A 15,682-nucleotide genomic window follows, 5' to 3' on the forward strand; every position below is an offset into this window, starting at 1 on the left:
GACCCGGACCATCGCGGTCGGGCAGGTCAACCGGTTGGCGATGAGGACCTCGATGACCTGGCCGTGGGTCAGCCGGGCGTCCTCGCGGACCGGGCAGAGTCGGTCGACGACGCTGGCCACCCCAAGCCGGCGCAGGAAGTCCCGCACGACCGGCAGCGCGCCGAGCATCTTCTCCACGCTCGGAGGTCCATAACCCGCCACGACCGTCACAGGCGGGAACCGTGCCAGGCCCACCACTCCACCCCGCGGCAAACCCGACACGGAACAACCAAAAGATCACGGAACTGTCACATCGCACGAACGTGCGAAGGACAGGGTTCACCTGGGACCCCGCCGCCCGGCTCGCCCGCGTCATGACCGTGGCCTCCCGGCGCAAGGCACGCAACGTGCGGGCGCGACCGGGAGGACGGGTGTCCGTCTGCCAGGTCGACGGTGGCCGCTGGCTGACCCTGGAGGGCCCCGCCGCGGTGTCGGACGANCCGGGCCGGGTCGCCGCGGGCGTGCGCGCATACACCCGGCGGTACCGGTCGCGTCCGCCCGACCTGCCCGGGCTGATCGTCATCGAGATCGCTGTCGACCGGGCGATGGGCCTGTACTGACCGGCGCCGGTGGTCCGCGGTCGTCTCGACGGTGCGGACGCAGCCGGAGTCGACGGCGGCGGCCCTTCCTTCTCGCCGCCGGCGTGCATGCCGGGGCCCGGGCGGTTCGCGCAGCGCCGCCGCCGGTCCCGTCCTGATCGAACGGGTGTTTGATAGCCTGGAGTGGTGGACGTCGCCCCGTTCCAGGCCTCGCTGCTCGATGCGGCGGCGTCGGTCGAGGTTGGTCCGCTCGCGGGGGACGTGCGCCGGCGCGCGCTGTCCGCGGGCGCGTGGGTGGATCTGCGGCCGCGCTGGATCGAGGGGGCGGACGCCCTGTTCGAGCGGCTGCGCGACGGGGTCCCCTGGCGGGCCGAGCGGCGCTCCATGTACGAGCGGGTGGTCGACATCCCGCGGCTGCTGGCCTTCTATGGTGGCGGCGAGGTGCTGCCCGACCCGGCACTGGCGGCAGCGCGGGACGCCCTCGACGAACACTATGCGGCCGAGCTGGGGGAGCGGTTCGTCACCGCGGGGCTGTGCCTGTACCGCGACGGGCGCGACAGCGTCGCCTGGCACGGTGACCGGATCGGGCGCGGTGGCCGGCAGGACACGATGGTGGCGATCGTCGTGCTGGGTTGCCCCCGGCCGCTGCTGCTGCGCCCGCGTGGCGGCGGCCCGGCGCTGCGCTTCGAGCTCGGCCATGGCGACCTGATCGTCATGGGCGGTAGCTGCCAGCGCACCTGGGATCACGCCGTGCCCAAGTCGTCCCGCCCGGTGGGTCCGCGGATCAGCGTCCAGTTCCGCCCGCGCGACGTGCGCTGAGCTCCCCGCCGACGGGGAGCGCCCGGCGGCTGCGGCGCGGGTGAACCCGCCAACCGGATCCGAACAGGTGCAGTCCGACTCCCACCGCGACGCGGTGTCCGATTCCTCAGCACCGCGGTGGGAGTGACCCGGCTGGCGCGGGTACCGCCTTCGCAGCGGAGCGGTCGCGGGGTCGCAGGCAGGCGAAGGGGTGGTGGAGGCCATGGTCGATCAGGGCGGTTCCGGGGGTGTGGGGCTGGCCGGCGCGCCCCCGCGCCACCCCGGCGGCGAGGTGCGGACCAGAGCCTTCCGCGGCGGCGTGCTGACCGAGGAGAACTTCCCCCTCGCCGACGTCCACCGTTTCCGCGGGGACGACGACACGGTGGTCTGGCTGGACCTGTGCGCCCCGGACGCCGAGCAGATCCACCTCGTCGCCGACGAACTGCGCCTGGACCCGCACGCCGTCGAGGACGCGCTGTCGGCCGGCGAGCGGGCGAAGCTGGACCGCTACCCGACCCACCTGTTCCTCAACACCTACGCCGTGCGCCTCGACGTGGCCTCCGGGGAGCTGGTCAGCCAGGAGATCTCGGCGTTCATCGCCGGGCGGACGCTGGTCACCGTGCGCCCCGACGACACGTTCGACCTCGGCGCGGTCCTGCGCCGCTCGAACGACGCCGACCTGGCCGCGCACGGTGTCGGCTACCTCGTCCACGGGATCATCGACGTCGTCGTCGACGGCTACTTCACCGCCGTGCAGGCCCTGGACGGCGCGCTGGAGGACCTCGAGGACATGCTCTTCGACGAGGACGTTCCGGAACAGACCGTCCACCGGCGCAGCTTCGAGCTGCGCAAGAGCCTGGTCCAGCTCCGCCGGGAGATCCTGCCCATGCGCGAGGCGGTGAACGGCCTCATGCGCCGCGACACCGGCCTCGTCACCGACGGCCTGGTCGCCTCCTACCAGGACGTCTACGACCACGTGCTGCGCGCCACGGAGTGGACCGACAGCCTGCGCGACATGATCAACTCGATTCTGGACACCAACCTGACGATCCAGAGCAATCGGCTCAACCTCGTGATGAAGAAGATGACGGGCTGGGCGGCGATCATCGCCGTGCCCACCCTCATCACCGGCTTCTTCGGCCAGAACGTCCCCTACCCGGGCAACGGCGAGAGCTGGGGGTTCTCCGTCGACCTGGTCATCCTCGTGCTGTCCGCGGCGATCCTCTACGTCGTGTTCCGCCGCAAGGGCTGGCTGTGAGGGCCGGCCGCGAGGGCGGCTACGGGCCCAGTGCCAGCGCGGGCACNGTCCCGATCCGCCTACGCAACCCGTTTTCGACCGGACGACGACGGCCATCGAGGATCTCGCCGCGGCGGTCGGCGCGGGCATCCCGAAGCGCTCCCCACCGCGACAAGAAGGTGNGTGGCCGGGGCTCGATGGGCTTCACGATTCCGCCTACGAAAAGGAAACCTTGCGCTGATTTGTCTTTTGCTTCGGAATCTGCCAGCCCGGTGATCAGGCAGAATACAGCCACTGTAAGGCGTCTAGCGGACCTGCATCGATGTTGACGACCTGGCTGTGATCCGCTGCGTTGAGTTCCTTACGTGAGAGGGGATGCCAGGCCGATTCTCCGGGCTTGGGTCGGGTATAGTTCCGCGCATGAATCAGCAGGCGCCATCGGCTCGGCGGCGCGCTCCGGTCCGCTTCGTTTCTCCGATTCCGCCGCCCGCGGGGNAGCCGCCGATGAGTGAGATCCGGCGTCGGACCAGGGCGGACAAAGGGTCCATCCGACTCAATCGACGTGACCTATTCGCGCTGGAGTGGATCTATGATATGGCCGCCATCTTCGAGTCGGACATTCCCCATCTCCTGGATCCGAAGAAGCCCATCACGAGGAACGCCGTGCGGGCGATCGTCCGGCGGTGGGAAAGCGCGGGCATCGTCCACGCGGGGCATGCTCTCACCTACCAGGGTCGGCTGGTCCACCTCACCCAGGCGGGGACCCGCCTGGTCATCCGAGCCGATCTCGACACCGCCCCGGTCGCCGATTCTCCCGTCATGGAGGTCATTCATCAGGCCCTGGTGGCGCGGGCCCGGCTGCGCATCGAGGCGCGCGGTGTGACGGGAACACCCGTGCAGACCTGGGTGAGCGCACGTCGATGGCGCGTGGAGAACATGCGGAAGGTCGAGTACGACATGCCCGATCCGGACGGCCTGGTCTGTCTGGAAGACGGCAGGGTCGGCGTGGTCCAGCTCTGTCACACGGTGGTGGAAGTCCAGCGGCTCCAGCCCTTCCTCGCCGGGCTTTCGGTGCAGTATCCCGTGGTACTGCTGGCGATTCCGCAGGACCTGTTGGCGAGGGTGGAGGACGTGCTCGTCCACGAGCGAGCGGGCCACCNGGACCGCGTTGGCGACGCCCTGCAGATCGTCGCTCTGTAAACACGACAACGTCCACGACTCGTGATCACCCGGCGGGTGGTCACGCGGTCGTACGGGCGTTGGACGTTGGGCCGCGTCGAGTCGCCGCGCAATGTGGCGGGGATCGCGGCGTGGCAGGGATCGCGGCGTCACCCGCCAAGCGTTCGACATCGACCAGGAACACGGATCTCGCGGCCACCGACCGAAACTCTCACGCGAGGGTAGGTTTGGTCGCCGTTCAGGAATATCCGTTCCGGTGTATTCGGGCGCGCAGTCGCCGCCGCCACGGCCCGGCCTGGCGGCGTCGCGCCGCCCCGTCCGGGGAGCGCCGTTGGTTCCCCGGTCGCCACATCCTGATCGAAAGGCATGTGCCCTGCCCCGCTCGGTAGCCACTGCGGGCCGATTGGCGGGCCTGACGGCGGTGACCGGCGTGCTATCGGCGTCCAGCGGATCGGATGGGTCGGCTGCGTCGGCCCCTGGTCCTGCCGCAACCGACAATAGCTGCCGTCCGGAAGTCTGACCGCTCCGCACGACATTGGCGAGGACGCACACCGGCGGAGACACGATGCCGGGACTTTAGTCCCGAGGTCCCGTGTGGCGCGCCGCGGGTGGGCTCCGCGGAAGACTCGTCGGATACGGCGAACTAGTGCCTGGTCAAATATTGGTCATGGACAGCTTGTATTGCCAGCCTGGGGTATCTGGATTCCTCGGACGCGGATCCGTCGCCGGGCCTGCGGAGTCGTGTCGCGGCCGGCCATCTGATCGTCGCGTGGGATAGTGCCGACCCGTGGGACGGGCCGGGGGTCGGGGTGAGTTCGCTGCACGCGACGGCCCTCCGCGCAGCAACGGCTACGTCGGCAACAGGCGTGAAGGGAATCCTGAGTGGGAAATCGACGTGTCTTTGTACAGATGGGTTTGCTGTCGGCGCTGACGCCCGTCCTGCCGGTCGGCCGGGGCCGCGGCGGCACCCGTTCGAGGTCGCGGTCCGGCGCGGCCCTCGACGGGGCCGGTGGCCGCGACGCCTCGGCCGCGATGATCCCCGTGCAGCCGTCCGCGGGCGTTCGGCCCGCCCCGCGCGCCCTGGCCGCCACGGGCATCCCCGACCCCACCGGGGTGGGACCCGGCCAGGTGACCTGCGGGGACGTCGACGGCCTGATGGCCGGCTTCTGGCAGCGTTCCGCCTTCGAGGTGGCCGGCTTCGTCTGGCGGGCCGGTGTGCTGCGGGTCCTGCCGCTGAGCAGCCGTCCCAACGCCATCAACGAGTCGGGCGTCNTCGTCGGCGACCTCGTCAGCCACTACACCCGGCAGGCGTTCCGCTGGGCCCATGGCACCCACCAGCCGCTGGGCTACCTCGGCGGGACCGACGAGCTGGGCGGCCGGTGGAGCCAGNCCGTCGGCGTCAACGTCCGCGGACGGATCGTGGGCACCACCAGTGTCGCAGGCGGTGACCGGCACGCCTACGTCTGGGCCGGCAACGCCATGACCGACCTGGGGACGCTCGGCGGGTCGTCGAGCGAAGGAGTGGCCATCAACGACCTGGGGCAGGTCTGCGGAACCAGCGTGACAGCGACCGGTCACAGCCATGCCTTCGTCTGGTCGAACGGGCACATCTACGATCTCGGCACCCTCGGTGGCACCTGGAGCCGGGCGGTGGGGCTGAATGCCCGGGGTCAGGTGGCGGGGACGAGCGAGAGGGTGGGCGGGCAGAGTCGGGCCTTCCTGTGGGAGCGCGGGGCGTTGTGTGACCTGGGCGTTCTTTCCGGCGACCAGCAGAGCGAGGCGGTCGGGATCAACGACAACGGCGACATCCTGGTGCGCAGCATCGGAACGCAGACCAACGCGTTCGTCTGGAGCCGCGGCCGGCGCACTCCGATCACGGGTTTCGGGCTGCGCGTCGATCCGGGTGGCATCAGTGCGCGGGGCTATGTCTGCGCGACCGCGCTCAACGCCGCTGGCAACGATCATGCCATCCGCTGGTACCGGGGAACCACCACCGATCTCGGCACGCTCGGCGGCGACTACAGTTTCGCCGCGGCGATCACCGGGGCCCAGACGGTGGTGGGAAGCTCCGCGGTCGCCGGGGCGTTCGTGCCCCAGGCCGCGCTCTGGACGCTGTGATGTCCCGCGGTTGGCGAGGGCAAGGCAGGCCGGGCGCCCCTGACCGCCCGGCCGGGCGGTCAGGGGGCGCCGGGCCCCGTCCGCGCCGCCCGCCGCGGCGGGCGCGGCGGACCGTGGAGCCGTGCCGGTGGAGCAGGAGGCGGTCGCCGTAGGCGCCCGTCGTCCAACTCCCCGCTGCTTCGGAGCGCCGTGCGCTACCGAGCCGATTGAGCCGCCGGCAGGTAGGCATCCAGCTCGCCGGGCCCGAACCGGCACAGCCCCATCGACCACCAGAACTCCCCGGCCACGCTGCCCACCACCGTGGAGGTCCCGTCCGNCCGATGCACGGCCCATCCCCCGTCCCGCAGCCCGATCATGATCGCGATCGGATCGCCGGTGGCCGCGTCCCACAGCCGACAGGTGTCGTCGGTACCTGCGGTGGCGAGGCGGGTGTCGTCGGGGGAGAAATCTGCCGACCAGACGCGGGCGGTGTGGCCGGTGAGGGTGTGGGTTCAGGAGTCGGCGTAGGGCTCGGCGGCGCGGGCGTGGCGCAGGGCCCGGCCCCACCAGCCCAGTCGGTCGAGCAGCCGGTTCGCCGCGGCGGACGCCGGCGAGCCCGCGGTGCCCGCCGGGCCGCCCGCGGCGAAGTCCTCGGCGCTCGGGCCGTGGAAGCTGACGCCGTCGCGGACGGTGACGGCGTGCTGCTCGGCGAAGACGGCGCGCAGGTGCTCGACGGCCCGCAGGCCGCCGCTCACCCCGCCGTAGGAGACGAACCCGACGGGCTTGGCGAACCACTCCTGGCGGTAGGTGTCGATGACGTTCTTCAACGCCGCCGGGTAGCTGTGGTTGTACTCCGGGGTGACCACGACGAACCCGTCCGCGGCGGCGAGGCGCTCCCCGAGCGCGCGGACGAGCCGCTCGGGCGGCGAACCGGGGGCGGCGGCCATGTCGGCGGGCAGCGGGAAGGCGGCCAGGTCGAGGACGTCGAGGTGGACGTCGTCGCGGTCGCGGGCGTGGCCGGCGAACCAGTCCGCGACCGCCGGCCCCAGCCGTCCCGCCCGCACGCTGCCGACGACCAGGGCGAGCGCGAGCGGGCGGGAGGCCTCGTCGGTAGCTGTCGGGGTGGTGGCTGTCGGAGTGGCGGGTGCCGGGCCGGCCGGTGCTGGGGCGGCCGGTGCTGGGGCGGGCGGTGTCGGGGCGAACGGCGGCGTCGAGGGTGGCATGGCGCGGGTCTCCTCCGGGCGTCGCGTCGGGTGCCGCGGTGGTCATCCGATCACGTGCACCCAGCCTGAAAGCTGAACCCGACTTCAAGTCAAGGGCATCGATTCCCCCGGTCCGCCCGGGGCGGTCACGGGTGCAGCGCGGCGAGGCAGATCCGCACGAGGTGGCGGGTGTCGGGATCGTGGTCACCGGTGCCGCTGTGCAGGACGGCCCGGTTGTCCCACATCACGATCGTCCCCGGCGTCCAGTGCAGGCGGAGCTGGTGCTCCGGGCGCAGGTACGCGGCGCGCAGCTCGGCCACCAGCGCGTCACTGTCGGGCGGGCTCATCCCGAGGATCAGTGGGCTGTCCCAGTCCGGCAGGTTGATGTACAGGTAGTGCTCGCCGGTGTGCGGGTGCCGGCGGACCAGCGGGTGCGCGACGATGGGGCGTTCGTCGCCGGGTTCGCGCGCCACCCCGCGGCCGTGGGTGACGTACCGGCCGGTCGCCAGCGCGCGCAGCTCGGGGGTCAGCGCCTGGTAGGCGGCCACGCCGCTGGCCCACAGGGTGTCGTTGCCCACGGGCGGCACGCGCACGGCCCGCAGGACCGTCGCCACCGGTGGTGCGGGCAGGCTGCTGGCGTCGAAATGCCAGCCGACGCTGCCGCCGTGGACCTCGTGCACGCCGGGACGGGCCGGCTCGGGGTCGACGACGCTGGTGAACACCAGGATCGGGCCGAATGCCTCGGCGAACGCGACCTGACCGGCGGTGTCCAGCGCCTGGTCCCGGAAGACCAACACTCCGTGCTGGAAAAGAAGTGTACGGAGCAGCGCGCGCCGTTCCGGGGTCAGGCCCGTTCGCAGGTCGATTCTGCTGACTTCCGCGCCGAGCCTCGGTGCCAGGGGGAGGATGGTGAGGTCGGCGACCGCCGACGAATGGTGTCGAGTCATTGCACCCGTCCGCGGGAGTTGGGCGTGGATGGAGGGATGGGCGCCGGTCGGGCGTCGGGGCAGGCTGGGGCTGAGCGCAGGCCGGGCGCCGAGCGCAGGCCGGGCGCCGAGGGCAGGTCGGGCGCCGAGGGCAGGCCGGTGACCGGGCGGAACGTCGGCGGCGACCGGGGCCGTCGAGGAGGCCGGCGGCGTGGCGGCACGTTCGTCGCCGCTCACGGGCTCGCCGGTCGGTACGCGGTAGCTGGACCGGATCCGCGCGCCCCACCCGGGCGGGAGTTTCCGCGGCGAGAGGGATGAGGGAAGCAAACCATATCTGTCCGGAGGTCGGGGATCGATTCTCCGTTACGGCGCGGTAAACACCGCCGGTGGCGGTCTCGGGTATTCGTCGGGCACGTTTGGTGATGGTCGTCGCCCCGGCGTGCGGCGGGCGANGGCACCGGGCCGGACAACGGCGGTCGCCCGCTCGGAAGTCCCTTCCGGCGCCGCCTGCGGTACCCGGTGGTGCCGGCGGATCGGCTGGCGGCGACGACTCTCGCGGGTAAAATCTGGGCCTGCCCGCGGCACGCTGCCCGCCGCCCGCGTCGCGTTCGCCGAGCACCGCCCGCGGGACGTCGCCGGCCTCGCGTCGCGAAGCCGTTCGACCCGCCGGTGACGAACGACGCCGGCCGGTCGGGCACGGGTGCCGCGGGCGGGGATCGATCGCCGGGGGACGCGCCACCCGTCGGTGGCCGGAGGGGGGAGCGATGATCGGGCGAGGCCGGTTGCTGCTGTCGGCGGGGGCCGCGGGCAGCGGTGCGTTCGTGGGGGCGGGCGTCGGGGTGTGGCGCCTGGCGCTGTATCAGGGCGGCGCGGCCGACGGCCGGGTGCGGCCGCTGACCACCCCCGCGCCGCCGGTGCGCGAGTTCTATGGCAACCCGACGCATCCGCCGTTCACCCTCGGGATCCTCGGCGACTCCAGCGCCCAGGGCACCGGTGTGCACGACTACGACGACACCCTCGGCGGCTGGCTGGCCCGCGCCCTCGCCGGCGGTGACGCCCTCGCCGGCGGTGACGGTGGCGGCGAGGGCGGCGGTGGCGGTGTCGGCGGCGATCACGGTGGTGGCCGGCATGTGCGGGTCATCAGCGCCGCCCGCGACGGCGCCCGCGCCGAGCATCTCGCCGCCCAGGTCGCCCGGGTCGCCCCCGCGGCACCCGACCTGGCCGTCATCTCCATCGGCGTCAACGACATCCGCAATCGCACCTCCCCGGCGGCCGCCGCCCGCCACCTCGCCGGCGCCGTCACCGACCTGCGCCGCGGGGGCGCCCAGGTGATCGTCGGTACCACGCCCGACCTGAGCGTCATCTCCGCCGTCCGCTCGCCGCTGCGCGAGGTCCTCTGGCTGCTCGGCCTGCTGCTCGAACGGGCGCAGACGCCGGCGGTCGCCGCGGCCGGCGGCACGCCGGTGACCCTGCGGACCGCCGTGTCACGGCGCTTCGGTGCCGACCCGACCCTGTTCGCCCCCGACGGACTGCACGCCTCCGCGCGGGGCAATGCCCTCATCGGCGCCCACCTGCTCGCCGCCTACCGGTCCGCCACGCCGCCGGCCCGGGACTGACGGGGTGCGGCCAGGCCCGGGCCAGTATCGATCGTCAGCGCATCCGCCGGGGAGCTCGGCGGGTCGAGTCGGCGCTCAGGCGTTGATCGCGGNGAGCAGGGNGGGCAGGGAGGCGTCGAACTCCCGGGACCAGTAGGGCCAGGTGTGCACGCCGGGGCTGTAGAAGTGCGTGATGAGCAGCGGATCGCCGGTCGCGCCGGGGTGCGCGGCGACGTACGCGTCGGTGAGGTGCTGGGCGACCGCCTGGCTCTCGGTGTTCGTGATCTTCTCCAGGTTGACCACACCGGGGTCGGCGTCGTTCGGGCCCGGTGTGCCGTCCCCGGACGAGATGTAGACCGGGATGGAGGTCAGGTTGTCGACCAGGTAGTACGGGTCGTGCTGCTGCCAGGTCGCCGCCCCGGACGCGGTCGTCGGGTCACCCCACAGGGCGTTGATGTCCTTCCCGGACCCCGCCAGGAGCATCTGGAACTGCTGGGGGTTGCCGAAGGGGTGGGCGACGCCGCTGTAGGCGGCCACGGCCTTGAAGTCGCCGGGATGGCGGCCCACGTAGGACAGCGCGCCGAATCCGCCCATCGACAGGCCGGCGATCGCCCGGTCGGAGCCGGCCCGGTAGTTGCGTTCGAGGAGCTGGCGTAGCTCGACCGTGTGGAAGGTCTCCCAGCGGGCCGGGTCGTTGACCCAGTCGCTGTACCACCCGGCACTGCCGCCGTCGGGCATGGCGACGATCACGTTGCGGCCNGCGGTCTGGCTCTCGACGTCGGTGTTCTCCGACCAGTCGGTGTGGTCGGACGCCATGTCGCTGCTGCTCGCCCCGCCGTGCAGCAGGTACAGCACCGGCCAGGTCCGGTCGGGTTGGGTGTCGTAGGAGGTCGGCAGCAGCAGGCGCACGGACTCGTCGGCGTTCATGGCCGTCGAGTGGATCGTGAGGTCGACCAGGCGCGCGTCGCCGGCTACGGGGGAGGTGACACAGGTGATCGACGATCCGTCGTCGCTGCTGGTCCCCGTCNCCGGGCACGTCGCCGCCTGCGCCGGGGAGCCCCCGACGGCCAGGCCGACCAGCGTGCTCACCGCGATCATCGAGGGCAGCAGGATCCGCCGTCTCCACATCCGCGTTCTCATAGGCGCAACATTAGGCGAATCGTCCGTTTACGTTCAATTTGTACTAGTTGATGCTACAAAACGGCTGGTCAGGGCTTATCTGCGGTGGACGCTCACGGCGTAGCCGGGGGCAGCGGCCCGCCCCTCGCCGCGGTCGAGGGGGGCGTCGCCGGTCTCGCCGGTCTCGAAGGGTGTGCGCTGCCAGGTGGCGAACCGGCGGTCGAGGGTGAGGCCGGCGGCGGCGCACCAGCCGTCGTAGTCCGCCAGCTCGAAGGGAGCGGCGGGCAGGGGGAGGTGCGCGGCGTCGAGCCCGAACCCGGCCACGAGCAGGCCGCCGGGGGCGAGGCGGCGGGCGAGACCGCGCAGGATCGCGGCCTCCGTCCCCGGGGCGAGCAGCGCGATGACGTTGCCGGCGGCGACGATGAGGTCGAACGGCCCGTCGGTGGCGGGCGGCGCGCCGGCCGGTTCGGGCGCCCCGGACGCGACGGGTGCGTCCAGGTCGGCGAGGTCGGCGAGGATCCAGCTGACGGCGGCGGACCGGTCTCGGGCCACACCGAGCATCGAGGGGTCGGCGTCGACCCCGACGCATCGGTGGCCCAGCTCCGCCAGCCGGATTGCCACCCGACCGGTGCCGCAGCCCGCGTCCAGGATCCGGGACTCGGCGGGCGCCAACGCGTGGCAGAACGCCGCCTCGCCGTGCACATCGACCCCGGCGGCGGCAAGCTGCACGAACCGGTCCGCGTAACGCCGGCCCGACCTGCCTGCGGTGAGTGACTCCCAGCGGGTCGTCACGCTGGGACTGGTCTGGTCGGGAGCATTCACGTCCCAGCTATACCGGATCCGCGAGACACCGATCAGACGGGAAGGGCGAGAACGATCAGGTTGTCACGGTAGCTGTGCGTGGCGGTGTTGAACGCNCCGCCGCAGGTGATGAGGGCCAGGCGGGGCGGGCCGTCCGTCCGGAAGACTCCCGTGTCCGCGAGCCTGGTCTTCACGACGTGCCGGCGGGTCACCACCCGGTAGTCGTGCTTCGTGCCGTCGGCGCTGGTGACGACGACCAAGGCCCCTATCTCGACCCGGCTGAGCGGGTAGAGGGCGCCGGGGCGGCCGTTGTAGTCGACGTGCCCGGCGAGCACGACCGTCCCCGATGAGGCACCCGGGGCCCCGCCTCCTGCCCACCATCCCAGCGTCGCCGGGTCGACCGGCACGTTGAGCGCGCGCGTGGTCGCGTTGACGGAGGCCACCGTCACCGGCGCCGAGATGCTTAGGCTCGCCACGGCGACGGCCGTCGGCCGGCGTCGTAGGACCGCCTCCGGATCGGTGGACGGCGACGGTGACGCGGTGCCCGCCGCGGCGCCCGTTCGGGTGGAACTCGCGAACGCCGCCGGCCCCTGCGACGCCGCCGCCCGCGGGGAGGCGGCCGCCGTCGCGCCCGCGGCGAGCGAACCGACGTCGCCGGGGGGTCTCGACGCCACCCATCCGGCCATGCCACTGCCGCCGACGACGCCCGCGACCGTCGCCGTGACCACCAGTAGGCGGCGGCCACGGCGACGTCGACGGGTCCGCGCCAGCCGGGTGCCCGGTGGTCTGGGCCGATCAGGCCCGCCCGTGATCGGCTCCTGGCTCGCGGCCGGTGCGGCCGATCCGTCCTCGGGCGGCGGACCGGCCGTCACCGTTCGTCGGCGAGACTCGATCATCCCTGTCGGCGGGCCAGCCACGCTCGGCGGCGCTGCCACCCGAACAGGACCCCGGCCGATCCGACCGCGAGGCCGAGCGCCCCGATGGCCAGCACGGGCGGGTGGTCGTCATCCGCGGCCAGTCCGCTGTTGCCGGCGTTGACCGAGGTGGGCGAGTTCGCGGCCTGGTGGGACAGCCAACTGTAGGAGCCGGGGCCACCGACGATGTAGAGGTTGGTCGTCGATCCGGGCTTGGTCGGCACCGTCTGGGCCGGCACCAGCGGCTTGCCCGTGGTGTCGGTCACGGTGACCGTGTGCGATCCCCCCGACCCTGGCGTGCCGCCACCTGGGGTGCCGCCACCAGGGACGCCGCCACCTGGGGCGCCGCCGCCGGGGGTGCCGCCACCTGGGACGCCGCCACCTGGGCCGCCGCCGGGGGTGCCGCCACCTGGGCCGCCGCCGCCGGGGACGCCGCCACCTGGGGTGCCGCCGCCAGGGGTGCCGCCGCCGGGGGTGCCGCCACCTGGGGTGCCGCCGCCGGGGACGCCGCCACCTGGGGTGCCGCCGCCGGGGACACCGCCACCGGGAGTGCCGCCGCCAGGGGTGCCTCCGCCGGGGGTGCCTCCGCCGGGGACGCCTCCGCCGGGAGTGCCGCCGGGGACGCCGCCGACACCGGGCACGCAGGGGACGCTGTCCTTGGGCTTGTCGGTGACGCAGGGCACGGTGCCGACGCCGGGCACGCCCCCGACTCCGGGCACGCCGCCGACGCCCGGCACGCCCCCGACGCCGGGCACGCAGGGGACGCCGTCCTTGGGCTTGTCGGTGACGCAGGGCACGCCCACGCCGCCGACACCAGGCGTGCCGACACCAGGCGTGCCGACACCAGGCACGTCGACGACGGGCGGACCGACGTAGACGCAGGGGAGGCCGTCCTTGGTCTTGCCGGTGATGAGGCAGGGGAGCGCGTTGACGGCGACCTCAGGCGAGACGGAAGGGAAGGTCTGGACGACCTGACCGGTGCTCGGGACGTCGCCGACGTACTTGCCGTCGATCTTGATCTGGCCGGCCGCCAGCGCCGCGACGTCACGGACGACGATCGCCGACACGTTGGTCGGCCAGGCCTTACTGGTGGTGTCGTCGTAGACCCGCGCGAGAGGCTTGCCCGCGCCGTCGAGACCCACTGCGACCGAAAGCCGGGTGCCAGGGTGGATGGCAACGTCGGCGGCTGCCGATGGCGGCGCGCTCGCCGGCTGGCCGACAGGCCGGATCTCGACGCGGTGGGCCCCGGCAACCAGCGGCTTCGGGTCCGCGACCTGTTTGGCCACCAGGTCCTTGATCAGGGTCTGCCCGTCCATGGTGACGTCCGCCTTCATATCCGGCAGCCCCTGAACCAGCGTCACCAGTCCGGCATCCTTGTTCGGCGTTGGGGTCGCTGACGCCACGCCGGGCAGACCCAGCGTCAGACATCCCGTCGCCGCCACGGCGCCGATCGTTCGAGCGCCCGCTCTCAGATGAGAGCGTGTGATCCATTGCATTACTTTGAGCTCCCGGCGACGTCATCCAGAAATCTGGGCATTTGCACCTTACCGCGACGGGCTCGAGACGAAGATTGGGCTCCCCGCTACTCCGGCTCGAGAAGATGCACACGCGTGCAGACGGCCTCGCCAGGAGTGTGAGGCGAGGTCGGTCGCGCGGACTTCGCTGGCCGTTCGAGAGTGAAATGCCAGGTCAGAACGGTCGAACCGGCGTCTCAGACGGACGAGGTACCCCGCGGTGGGGGCGATACGAGGGACGTCCGGGGCGACCCTCGGTCAAAACTGCGATCGAAGTCGCGCCCTTGGTGGCGCAACCTTCTTCCGTCTGAAGGCGTGTCAAGTGCCGTCCGCACGGGTCGAACAGAGCCCTTTCGGGCTGTCAATCAACGAGATTCTCGGATTTCGGCCCGTCGCCGTGCGCCGTGCGCCGGTTGTTGGTCCGCCATGGACCGAGGGATGAAGGTTGAAAGTGGCTACCGGAAAGAGCCCACAAAAAGGGAGTAGCCCAATCGCGCAGGCTTTCTCCAGGCGCGGAGAAGGGGACGGCAGGTGAGGGCGGCTGTCGGCGCTTTCGATGATGGTGCCCGGCCGGGCCTGCCGAGGGCCCCCGAACGGGCGGGTCGCCCTCGATGGGCAGAAGGACCCGCCGGCCGGCCAGCCCCCGTGCCGGCGGGGTGACCGGGGCGGCACGGGCCGGTGTGGCCGGAAGGATCGGACTCCGGAACCACAAGATAATCAACGCTGTTGACGAATCGCTGGCGGCCTCAAAATGATCAAGAAGGCGGGCTGGCTGCTACCGAAAAGACGAAGGGCGGGGGTGGGACGGGCGATGCCCTCCCACGTCGGCGTCCGGTGCCTTGTGCGTGCCGGCTGGGTGCCCGCCGACGGGGAGACAAACCGTCATCGACCGTCCTTCGTCGGCGTAGACCGACCCGGGCGGACCGGGCGGGTCGCCCGGCGTGCGCGGATACCCAGATCGCCCTCGTCGGGTGCGGGCGGGCCGCCGACGCTCCTGCCGCCGTCCCCTCTACCGTTGCCGGCGCGGCCGTTGCCGGCGCTGCCGCCGCTGCCGTCACCGTCGCCGCCCCCGTCCTGCGGCGCCGCGGGAGTGGCGGCCTCGACGGGCGGGACGCCGGTGGCGGGACCGACGAACGTGCCGTAGCCACCGTCGTGGTAGACCAGCGGCGCGACGGACCGCTCCGCCCGGCTCTCGACCACCTCGGCCACCACCAGCCAGTGGTCGCCCGCGGGGATCCGGTCACGGATCCGGCAGCGCAGCCAGACCGCGGCGTCGAGCAGCAGCGGTTCCCCGGTGCCCAACGTCCGCCATCGCGTCGGCGCGGCGAACCGGTCGGCGCCCGGTGCCGCAAAACGGGCGGCCAGGTCGTGCTGGTCATGGGAGAGCAGGTGCACGACCAGGGTGTCCGCCGCGTGCAGTGTCGGGACGATCGACGAGCCCGCCGACAGCGACAGCGACACCAACGGCGGGCTCTGCGACAGCGACGCCACCGACGTCGCCGTGAACCCCACCGGGCCCTGCGCGCCGGTCAACGTCACGATCGTGACCCCGGCGGCGTGACGCCGGAAGGCACGGCGCAGCGCGGCCGCCGCGGCGCGATCCGCCGCGGCGGGGACTGGCAGCGGCGCGGGGAGTGGCGGCGCGGGCCGCGGCGGCGCGTGCTTCGGCATGGCCTCCACCCTGCGGCACGAGCGCGCCGCAGTGCAACGTCCGGACCCCCG

The 15,682-nt window shown here is 72.7% G+C and carries 12 protein-coding genes and 5 pseudogenes; 6 read left to right on the forward strand and 11 right to left on the reverse strand.

From position 1 onward, the window contains the following. A partial coding sequence (locus FF86_RS27540) for a DUF4277 domain-containing protein (protein WP_128423651.1) occupies positions 1 to 210 on the reverse strand: 210 nt, incomplete at its 3' end. Positions 211 to 302: 92 nt separating this feature from the next. Here FF86_RS27540 and FF86_RS68850 point away from each other — a divergent pair. The 5 genes and pseudogenes from FF86_RS68850 to FF86_RS68855 form a co-directional block, all read left to right on the forward strand. After that, a partial coding sequence (locus FF86_RS68850; RefSeq protein WP_396230134.1) for a pyridoxamine 5'-phosphate oxidase family protein occupies positions 303 to 478 on the forward strand: 176 nt, incomplete at its 3' end. Between the two features lie 286 nt (positions 479 to 764). Continuing rightward, positions 765 to 1,397, forward strand: coding sequence for an alpha-ketoglutarate-dependent dioxygenase AlkB (locus tag FF86_RS27550; protein WP_044888044.1), 633 nt, complete (start codon positions 765 to 767; stop codon positions 1,395 to 1,397). Between the two features lie 202 nt (positions 1,398 to 1,599). Further along, the gene (locus FF86_RS27555; protein WP_236706378.1) at positions 1,600 to 2,634 is read left to right on the forward strand and encodes a magnesium transporter CorA family protein; all 1,035 of its coding nucleotides are present in this window, start codon (positions 1,600 to 1,602) and stop codon (positions 2,632 to 2,634) included. Positions 2,635 to 4,701: 2,067 nt separating this feature from the next. After that, positions 4,702 to 5,064 (forward strand): annotated as a pseudogene (locus FF86_RS36650) (hypothetical protein); the annotation flags it as partial. Between the two features lie 118 nt (positions 5,065 to 5,182). Continuing rightward, positions 5,183 to 5,910 (forward strand): annotated as a pseudogene (locus FF86_RS68855) (HAF repeat-containing protein); the annotation flags it as partial. 317 nt (positions 5,911 to 6,227) lie between these two features. Here FF86_RS68855 and FF86_RS36665 read toward each other — a convergent pair. The 3 genes and pseudogenes from FF86_RS36665 to FF86_RS27575 form a co-directional block, all read right to left on the reverse strand. Continuing rightward, positions 6,228 to 6,386 (reverse strand): annotated as a pseudogene (locus FF86_RS36665) (hypothetical protein); the annotation flags it as partial. A 15-nt stretch (positions 6,387 to 6,401) separates the two neighbouring features. Continuing rightward, a complete protein-coding gene (locus FF86_RS27570; protein WP_313949833.1) occupies positions 6,402 to 7,112 on the reverse strand; it encodes an NADPH-dependent FMN reductase in 711 nt (236 codons plus the stop codon). A 125-nt stretch (positions 7,113 to 7,237) separates the two neighbouring features. Next, positions 7,238 to 8,038 carry a TauD/TfdA family dioxygenase gene (locus tag FF86_RS27575; protein WP_044888033.1) on the reverse strand — a complete coding sequence of 267 codons (801 nt, stop codon included), beginning with the start codon at positions 8,036 to 8,038 and terminating at the stop codon, positions 7,238 to 7,240. Between the two features lie 743 nt (positions 8,039 to 8,781). Between FF86_RS27575 and FF86_RS27580 the strand changes: the two genes are divergently transcribed. Then, entirely contained in the window at positions 8,782 to 9,633 is an 852-nt protein-coding gene (locus FF86_RS27580; protein WP_044888032.1) for an SGNH/GDSL hydrolase family protein, read from the forward strand. A 102-nt stretch (positions 9,634 to 9,735) separates the two neighbouring features. Here the strand turns inward: FF86_RS27580 and FF86_RS59135 are convergent. The 7 genes and pseudogenes from FF86_RS59135 to FF86_RS27605 all read right to left on the reverse strand — a co-directional run. Continuing rightward, positions 9,736 to 10,371: alpha/beta hydrolase family protein (locus FF86_RS59135; RefSeq protein WP_242419741.1), on the reverse strand; the 636-nt coding region annotated here is incomplete at both ends. 1 nt (position 10,372) lies between these two features. Further along, positions 10,373 to 10,539 (reverse strand): annotated as a pseudogene (locus FF86_RS59140) (esterase family protein); the annotation flags it as partial. A 288-nt stretch (positions 10,540 to 10,827) separates the two neighbouring features. After that, positions 10,828 to 11,523 carry a bifunctional 2-polyprenyl-6-hydroxyphenol methylase/3-demethylubiquinol 3-O-methyltransferase UbiG gene (locus FF86_RS27590; RefSeq protein ID WP_242419742.1) on the reverse strand — a complete coding sequence of 232 codons (696 nt, stop codon included), beginning with the start codon at positions 11,521 to 11,523 and terminating at the stop codon, positions 10,828 to 10,830. A 62-nt stretch (positions 11,524 to 11,585) separates the two neighbouring features. Further along, on the reverse strand, positions 11,586 to 11,648 hold a 63-nt coding region (locus tag FF86_RS68860), incomplete at its 5' end, for a hypothetical protein (RefSeq protein ID WP_396230136.1). Position 11,649: 1 nt separating this feature from the next. Beyond that, positions 11,650 to 12,428: pseudogene (locus tag FF86_RS68865) on the reverse strand (class F sortase); the annotation flags it as partial. Continuing rightward, positions 12,425 to 13,807 (reverse strand): DUF4397 domain-containing protein, encoded by a 1,383-nt coding sequence (locus tag FF86_RS27600; protein WP_242419743.1) that lies wholly within the window; start codon positions 13,805 to 13,807, stop codon positions 12,425 to 12,427. The gene FF86_RS27600 and the pseudogene FF86_RS68865, both read right to left, overlap by 4 nt. A 1,035-nt stretch (positions 13,808 to 14,842) precedes the next feature. Continuing rightward, positions 14,843 to 15,631: a flavin reductase family protein gene (locus FF86_RS27605; protein WP_044888028.1), complete on the reverse strand. Its 789-nt coding sequence runs from the start codon at positions 15,629 to 15,631 to the stop codon at positions 14,843 to 14,845. Positions 15,632 to 15,682: the final 51 nt, after the last annotated feature.

This window comes from Frankia sp. CpI1-P, from assembly GCF_001421075.1.
GTDB classification, from domain to species: domain Bacteria; phylum Actinomycetota; class Actinomycetes; order Frankiales; family Frankiaceae; genus Frankia; species Frankia torreyi.

Excerpts from the sequence above, each read along its gene's own strand:
- FF86_RS27555 (WP_236706378.1), top strand. The coding sequence starts at position 1,600 with ATGGTCGATCAGGGCGGTTCCGGGGGTGTGGGGCTGGCCGGCGCGCCC.
- FF86_RS27570 (WP_313949833.1), bottom strand. The coding sequence starts at position 7,112 with ATGCCACCCTCGACGCCGCCGTTCGCCCCGACACCGCCCGCCCCAGCA.
- FF86_RS27575 (WP_044888033.1), bottom strand. The coding sequence starts at position 8,038 with ATGACTCGACACCATTCGTCGGCGGTCGCCGACCTCACCATCCTCCCC.
- FF86_RS27580 (WP_044888032.1), top strand. The coding sequence starts at position 8,782 with ATGATCGGGCGAGGCCGGTTGCTGCTGTCGGCGGGGGCCGCGGGCAGC.
- FF86_RS27605 (WP_044888028.1), bottom strand. The coding sequence starts at position 15,631 with ATGCCGAAGCACGCGCCGCCGCGGCCCGCGCCGCCACTCCCCGCGCCG.